We start from the raw sequence: 3,292 nt of genomic DNA on the forward strand, positions 1-3,292 counted from the left end.
GACGTATTGGTACTGCGCGGCCCTCGCCCCGAGGCTCAGCCCGCCATCGTCACAACCAACATGGCAAGCCCGACGGATCCGCTGGTAGTCAGCGGCGGCAGCATCGTGGTCAATGACGTGGTGATGGCCTACAGCTGCGAAGGCCAAGCGTTTTTCCAGGTGACGGCGCTGGGCGGCAGCCTCTCACACACTGCCACCGGCGCTTCGCCGGGCAATGCCAATGCCAGCACCAGCTATCAGTTCAAGCGCAACGCTGAAGTCGTGCCGGTGGAAACGACGGTGTACTTCGTCGGACCGAGCGTCGGCGCCACTGCGCCGGGCAACACCCTGCCGATCGGCACCAACTCGCTGTATCGCCAAGTCGGCAGCCGCGCCCGCGAAGAGCTGGTGCAAGGCGTGGAACAGATGCAGGTCGAATACGGCATCGACACCAACAACGATCGCACCGTCGACGACTACCGCGAAGCCACCGCCACGACCAATTGGCAACAGGTCATTTCAGTCCGCGTGGCGCTGCTGGTCAGATCGGTCCAACAATACGGCACCGATATCGACGCACGCAGTTATCAACTGCTCACCAATACGACCGTGCCGGCTGCCAACGACCGGCGTACGCGACAAATCTTCACCGCGACCATCAGCTTGCGTAATCGAGTCCGCGTCGATTAACGAGTGCGCACCACAGTCATCATGAAACACCCCAGCAACATCGCATCGTCCCGCCAGCAACGCGGCGCCGTGCTCATCGTGAGCATGCTGCTGCTATTGGTGGTGACCATCCTAGCGCTCGGTGCGGGCCAGAGCACGCGCTTGCAGGAGCGCATGGCCGGCACCCAGCGCAACTACGACCTGGCATTCCAGGCCGCCGAAGCAGCGTTACGCGCCGGCGAACGCATCATCGACAACAACGCGCTGACCGCGCCTCCCCTGCCGTGCGTCTCAGTAACGAGTCCGCCGTGCCAGGTCTACGAGTTGGGCTTTCTCAACGGCCAGGTCAGCTATCAGGAGCAGGCGTTTGCATCGAACGCTTGGTGGGATGCCCGAGCGCAGCGCTATAGCGGCGACACCACGAATTTGATCGCCGGCGCCGCTAACGAAGGTCTCGCGAAATGGGATCCGCAGTTTTATATCGAGGAAGTCGAGGAAGTGCCGGACTCGTTGAGCATCCCGCCCACCGGTCCGCCGCCCAGCCGCGTTTACTACCGAATCGTCGCGCGCGGTAAGGGCGGCACGGATAACTCGCAAGTGGTCCTGCACAGCACGTACGTGCGTCGCTTCAATTGAGCATCGAACGAGTCATTACCCACATGAGTAATGTTTCCATGAACAAGGTCACCGCCGCGCTTCGCAAGGTCGGCTACACAGCGAGCATCGCCGCCGCGATGCTGTTTGCCACAGCTGCGCCAGCCACCACCATCGGTTTGACCGACACGCCGCTGTTCCTGTCGGCCGGCGCGCAACCCAACCTCATCATGGCCATCGACGACTCCGGTTCGATGGACTTCGAGGTGCTGTTCCCCGGTAACGACGGCGCGGCCTGGTGGCGCAGCGGCGACTCCAGCGGCTGTACTACCACCGACAACAACAAGTTCACCGGCTGTCGTGCCAACAGCACCGGCACCGGCGACGTGTACGCCAGCGGCGAACTGAACTTCAACAACTCCGGTAACTCGGGCACGGCCTGGAAAAAATACGCCTATTTGTTCCCGAACGGCACCGGCGGCAACACCGGCGCTCGCCGCCGCACCGGCGACGACACCAACGATCACTTCGGGATCCCACCGATCCCTGACTATGCGTGGGCTCGCTCCTCTGCGCACAACGCTGCTTACTTCAACCCTCAGGTGACCTACGACCCCTGGGTGAATGGCGGCGGCTACACATTCAGCAACGCCACGCCCACCGCGACGCGCTTCGATCCGGTGTTCGAGAGCACCGTCACCATCAACCTGACTCAGGATTACGCCGGCGAAGGCAATGTCGATCCAGCCACCGCCTGTACCGCTATCACAAATAACCGTACCGACAACTATTACTTCAAGGTCTACACCGGCATGACGCTGCCGGCGGGTACCTGTTTCCGTGCAGCCAATTACGGCGGCACGACTGGTGATGTAGCGGCCAACTGGCAATACGTGCGCACTGGCGAAACCTGCCAGGTCGGCGTGACCACCGGCTGTAAGACTACCGCCGCCAGCGGCAATCGCGACTTCACCCTGCCCACTGCGGGCCGGGTCGCGATTCGTTACTTCCCGGCGACGTTCTATCTGCCCTCCACAGTCACGTTGCCGACCAGTTATGGCTATATCGACGCCAGCAAGATCGCAGGCGGCAAAGCGCCCGCCGACACTACCGCAAGCACGCTGGTGGGCTATGTGATCAAGCCGGCCAACTTCAGCACCACCGCGCAGTACAACGCAGCGATGCAGAACTTCGCCAACTGGTTCCAGTTCTATCGCAAGCGGCACCAGGCGCTGCGCGCCGGTCTGGGCGAGTCGTTCAACGACATCACCGGCATTCGCGTCGAAGGCTTCACCATCAACAGCCCGAACAACAGCGTGACCATGGGCAGCATCGACAGCGCCAGCGTCAAAACCAATCTGTATTCGCGCTTCTACTACGACTGGGTGCGCAGCGGCGGCACGCCGAACCGCACTGCTGTCGCATCTTTGATTACCAACTTCCGACGCACCGATACCAACGCCCCGGTGACGCTGGCCTGCCAAAAGAACTTCGGCATGCTGTTCACCGACGGTTTCTCCAACTCGCCGGCCGCCGGCGACGGCATCCAAGGGGTGTATGGCAACGTCGACGGCGACAAGGGCGATCCGTACAGCGACACCTTCTCCGGTTCGCTCGCCGACGCGGTCATGGACGCGTACAGCACTCCGCTGCGCACCGGCACCAGCTTCCCGGCCGGTCGCGTGACCGTGCCAAACGGCTGCGGTACCGGCACCTACAGTGGTCCGTTGGATTGCAATCGCAACCTGCACATGAATTTCTACGCGGTGACGCTGAGTACCAAAGGCCTGGTGTTCGATCCGAATGCGAGCCCAGCGGTCAACGTGTACACCAACAAGCCAGTGTGGCCGACGTCGTTCCCGGCTCGTCACCCGTCCGCGGTGGACGACCTGTGGCATGCCACGGTCAACGGCCGCGGTCAGTTGTTGAACGCGCGCGACCCGAAAGACATCTCGACTCAGCTGAAGTCGGTGTTGCGCTCGATCGTAGACCGCACCAGCACGGCCTCGGCCGCCGCGCTCAACAGCGGCAGCATCAGCACTCAATCGCT

General features: G+C 62.4%; 2 protein-coding genes and 1 pseudogene. All 3 read left to right on the plus strand.

Annotated elements, in window-relative coordinates; all coding sequences use genetic code 11:
- A partial coding sequence (locus JNL55_RS22655; RefSeq protein WP_293859337.1) for a PilW family protein occupies positions 1 to 669 on the plus strand: 669 nt, incomplete at its 5' end.
- Positions 670 to 690: 21 nt separating this feature from the next.
- On the plus strand, positions 691 to 1,284 hold the full coding sequence (locus tag JNL55_RS22660) for a PilX N-terminal domain-containing pilus assembly protein (protein WP_293859340.1): 594 nt from the start codon (positions 691 to 693) through the stop codon (positions 1,282 to 1,284).
- A 23-nt stretch (positions 1,285 to 1,307) separates the two neighbouring features.
- Positions 1,308 to 3,292 (plus strand): annotated as a pseudogene (locus JNL55_RS22665) (hypothetical protein); the annotation flags it as partial.

This window comes from Steroidobacter sp. (genome assembly GCF_016790065.1).
Taxonomy (GTDB): domain Bacteria; phylum Pseudomonadota; class Gammaproteobacteria; order Steroidobacterales; family Steroidobacteraceae; genus Steroidobacter.

Coding starts and splice junctions, on each gene's coding strand:
- JNL55_RS22660 (WP_293859340.1), top strand. CDS start 691: ATGAAACACCCCAGCAACATCGCATCGTCCCGCCAGCAACGCGGCGCC.